The 4336-nt window shown below is 47.0% G+C and carries 4 protein-coding genes and 1 pseudogene; all 5 read left to right on the forward strand.

The window, feature by feature from the left end:
- Window positions 1–1077, forward strand: a pseudogene (locus AB4653_RS16515) (electron transport complex subunit RsxC); the annotation flags it as partial.
- On the forward strand, window positions 1077–2123 hold the full coding sequence (gene rsxD, locus AB4653_RS16520; RefSeq protein ID WP_009848649.1) for an electron transport complex subunit RsxD: 1047 nt from the start codon (window positions 1077–1079) through the stop codon (window positions 2121–2123). The pseudogene AB4653_RS16515 and the gene rsxD, both read left to right, overlap by 1 nt.
- 14 nt (window positions 2124–2137) lie before the next feature.
- Window positions 2138–2767 (forward strand): electron transport complex subunit RsxG, encoded by a 630-nt coding sequence (rsxG, locus tag AB4653_RS16525; RefSeq protein ID WP_009848650.1) that lies wholly within the window; start codon window positions 2138–2140, stop codon window positions 2765–2767.
- Entirely contained in the window at window positions 2767–3459 is a 693-nt protein-coding gene (locus tag AB4653_RS16530; RefSeq protein WP_009848651.1) for an electron transport complex subunit E, read from the forward strand. Before rsxG ends, AB4653_RS16530 begins: the two co-directional genes overlap by 1 nt.
- A 206-nt stretch (window positions 3460–3665) precedes the next feature.
- The gene (gene nth, locus AB4653_RS16535; protein ID WP_009848652.1) at window positions 3666–4301 is read left to right on the forward strand and encodes an endonuclease III; all 636 of its coding nucleotides are present in this window, start codon (window positions 3666–3668) and stop codon (window positions 4299–4301) included.
- Window positions 4302–4336 lie beyond the last annotated feature (35 nt).

Here is a 4336-nt window from a genome sequence, read left to right on the forward strand (position 1 = left end):
GATAGCGCTGAACCAGACAATTCTGAAATGTCGAAACTGCGTGAAGAACGTAAACGACAAGCTCGAGAGCGCAAGGCACAACAAGCAGCAACTGATGCTCCTGCAGAAAAATCAGGTGACGCTAAGAAAGACGCGGTTGCTGCGGCTATTGCTCGCGCTAAAGCCAAGAAGGCTCTACAAGTGGAATCTTCTACTCAAACAGAAAGCGAGGCTCCAGTTGCAAGTACTGGCGACGCTAAGAAAGATGCTGTCGCTGCGGCCATTGCTCGCGCTAAAGCCAAGAAAGCTCAACAAGCGGAATCAGCTACTCAAACCGAAAGTGAAGCTCCAGCTGAAAGTACTGGCGACGCTAAGAAAGATGCTGTTGCTGCAGCTATCGCTCGTGCTAAAGCAAAGAAAGCTCAACAAGCAGAATCAGCTACTCAAACCGCAAGTGAGGCTCCGGCTGAAAGTACTGGCGATGCCAAGAAAGATGCTGTCGCTGCTGCAATAGCTCGCGCTAAAGCAAAGAAAGCACAACAAGCTGAATCAGCTACTCTAACCGAAAGTGAAGCTCCGGTTAAAAGTTCTGGCGATGCTAAAAAAGATGCTGTCGCTGCCGCAATAGCTCGCGCTAAAGCAAAGAAAGCACAACAAGCTGAATCTTTTACTCCAACAGCAAGCGAAGCTCCGGTTAAAAGTTCTGGCGATGCTAAGAAAGATGCAGTTGCTGCCGCAATAGCTCGCGCTAAAGCGAAGAAAGCACAGCAAGCTAAGCAGGTCGAAGCAGAAGCAATCGCTCCTGAAGTAGAAGTGGAAGTGGAAGCTGAAATTCAATCAGAACCAGTGGATCCTAAAAAAGCTGCCGTTGCCGCGGCAATAGCTCGCGCTAAAGCAAGAAAGGCACAACAAGCGAAACAGGAAGAGTCAGCAGAAACACCTGAATCTGTGGTTGAACCTGTAGTTGAATTAAAGGCTGAAACTCAACAAGAACCAGTCGATCCTAAAAAAGCAGCGGTTGCTGCAGCGATTGCTCGTGCTAAAGCAAGAAAGGCGCAGCAAGAGCAAGACAAAAAGAATAATGAGGAGAAAGAGTAGTGGCCTTCTTTATCGCCAGCTCACCGCACGCGCACAATCGTAGAAGCACCCCTGATCTCATGAAATGGGTCGCTATTTGTGCATTGCCAGGTCTACTAGCTCAAACCTACTTCTTTGGATGGGGTACGCTCATCCAGTTAGTATTTGCTATTGCACTTGCTGTTACCTTTGAAGCCGCTGTAATGCTGCTAAGAAAACGCCCGCCAGTGATGGCATTGCGTGATTACAGCGCTGTTGTGACCGCTTGGCTACTCAGTGTCGCGATTCCGCCACACTCTCCGTGGTGGATTCTCGTGATAGGTATGTTCTTCGCGATTGTCATCGCAAAACACCTTTATGGCGGCCTTGGGCAAAACCCATTTAACCCTGCGATGGTGGCTTACGTTGTTTTGCTGATCTCATTCCCAGTTCAAATGACCAGCTGGAATGCGCCGACCAGTTTAACTGCTGAAGCTACGAGCTTTGTTGACTCCTTCTTGATGATCTTTACTGGTTTCAATAATGAAGGCTTGTCTTTACAACAAGCACGCCTTGGTATTGATGGCACCACGATGGCGACGCCACTCGATGCCTTCAAAACCGCACTAACGGCAGGTAACTCGGCTTCTGAAGCTCTGTCTCAACCTCAATTTAGCTGGTTAGCTGGCGTGGGTTGGGAATGGGTAAACCTTGCTTACCTTATTGGTGGCTTGGTGCTTATCAAGCAACGCGTGATTCAATGGCATATCCCAGTCGCGTTTCTGGGCAGCTTGACCCTATTTAGCCTAGTGTTCTTGATGTTCACTCCTGGCGAAACCGCATCACCGACCATTCATCTATTGTCTGGTGCGACTATGCTCGGCGCATTTTTCATTGCGACCGACCCAGTTTCAGCATCAACAACAGTGAAAGGTCGCTTAGTGTTTGGCGCTCTGATCGGCGGTTTGGTATTTATCATCCGCAGTTGGGGTGGTTTCCCTGATGGCGTGGCGTTTGCTGTATTGTTAGCCAACATGTGTGTTCCACTGATTGACTACTACACCAAACCTCGTACATACGGCCACTAAAGGGAGCGGATACCATGCTAAATGCAATTAAGAAAAACGGCCTTGTACTCGCGATTTTTGCGTGTGCTTCGACGGGTTTGGTCGCGGTAACTCACTACCTGACCAAAGATCAGATCAAACAACAAGAACAGGCTCAGTTACTGTCTGTGCTTAACCAAGTAATCACACATGATCTACACGACAACGAACTGTTTTCATCTTGCACTCTCGTTCAAACAGAAGAACTTGGTACTGAGCAAGCGATGCCGGCTTACATTGCTAAAATCAATGGTGAGCCGAGTGCGATTGCGATCGAAGCGATTGCCCCAGACGGCTACAACGGCGCGATTAAAGTGATTGTTGGAATGAAGATCGACGGTACTATTTTAGGTACTCGCGTGCTTTCTCACCAAGAAACTCCAGGTTTGGGTGATAAGATTGATTTGCGTGTGAGTGATTGGATTCTCTCATTTGCTGGTAAGCAAGTGACGGATTCTAATCTTGACCGTTGGAAGGTTCGTAAAGATGGTGGTGACTTTGACCAGTTCACTGGCGCAACCATTACGCCAAGAGCTGTTGTGAAGTCAGTTAAACAAGCGGTGCAATACGTTAATCAAAACAACCAAGCATTGCTTGCTCAACCTCTAAATTGTGGTGGTGAATAATGAGTGACCATAAAACACTGATCAAAAATGGCATGTGGGCCAATAACCCTGCCCTAGTGCAACTCCTTGGCTTATGTCCGCTGTTGGCTGTCTCTTCGACTGTGACTAACGCTCTTGGATTAGGTATCGCTACCTTGCTTGTACTAGTCGGCTCGAACGTGTCTGTATCTTTGGTTCGAAACCATGTGCCAAAAGAAGTGCGTATTCCAGTGTTCGTGATGATCATTGCTTCACTAGTAACCTGTGTTCAACTTCTGATGAACGCCTACGCGTATGGCCTTTACCTCTCTTTGGGTATCTTTATCCCGCTGATCGTAACCAACTGTATCATCATTGGCCGAGCGGAAGCCTTCGCGTCTAAAAACGAAGTTTTACCTGCAGCTCAAGATGGTTTCTGGATGGGTCTTGGCATGACATCGGTACTGGTTGTATTGGGTGCGATGCGCGAGGTTATTGGTAACGGAACCCTATTTGATGGCGCAGACCTACTCCTTGGTGATTGGGCTTCGGTGTTACGAATCCAGATATTCCAATTTAATAACAGCTTCTTGTTAGCCCTGCTACCACCCGGTGCCTTCATTGGTGTTGGTTTCTTGATTGCTTTGAAAAACATCATCGACAACCAAGCTAAATCTAGACAGCCAAAACAAGAAAAACCAGCTATTGAACGCGCTCGCGTTACCAATGCCTGATAAGTTACAGTAGCTTAAATCCTGCTGAGTAGCTCAACCGCTCAGCAGGTAAATAGATTGACCAAGTACACATAATAATGACGCTCATAAGAGCGCGTAACCGATGATAAAGCCTGAACCATTGCGAAACTTGTTATTTTAAAACGAGTAAGTTTGAAAGAACTTCGCTGGAACTCAAGCCCTAACTATTTGAAAGTAATGTCGCTATGAACAATGTAAAACGAGTAGAAATACTTGAGCGTTTGAGAGAAAACAATCCAAATCCAGAAACCGAGCTTAACTGGAACAGCTCTTTCGAGTTGCTAATCGCCGTGCTCTTATCTGCGCAGGCGACCGATGTCAGCGTCAACAAAGCCACTGATAAGCTGTACCCTGTGGCTAATACTCCACAGGCTATTTTCGACCTAGGTGTCGACGGCCTAAAAGAGTACATCAAGACCATCGGCCTATTTAATTCGAAAGCAGAAAACACCATCAAAACGTGTCGTATGCTGCTTGACCTACATAATGGTGAAGTACCGGAAGATCGTGCTGCGTTAGAAGCCCTTCCAGGTGTAGGCCGCAAAACAGCAAACGTAGTGTTAAATACTGCATTCGGTTGGCCAACCATTGCCGTTGATACTCACATCTATCGTGTATCAAACCGCACTAAGTTAGCAATGGGTAAAACGGTCGATGATGTTGAAGCTAAGCTGCTCAAAGTCATTCCAAAAGAATTCAAACTGGATGTCCACCACTGGCTCATTCTTCATGGACGTTACACCTGTGTGGCGCGTAAACCACGCTGTGGCAGCTGTATCATTGAAGACTTGTGTGAGTTCAAGGAAAAAACCGACGTCTAGGCTAGCTCTAAGCGAATGAAGCTAAGAAGCTAAGA

Origin of the sequence: Vibrio sp. 10N.222.48.A3, assembly GCF_041475345.1 — a bacterium.
Taxonomy (GTDB): Bacteria; Pseudomonadota; Gammaproteobacteria; order Enterobacterales; family Vibrionaceae; genus Vibrio; species Vibrio tasmaniensis_A.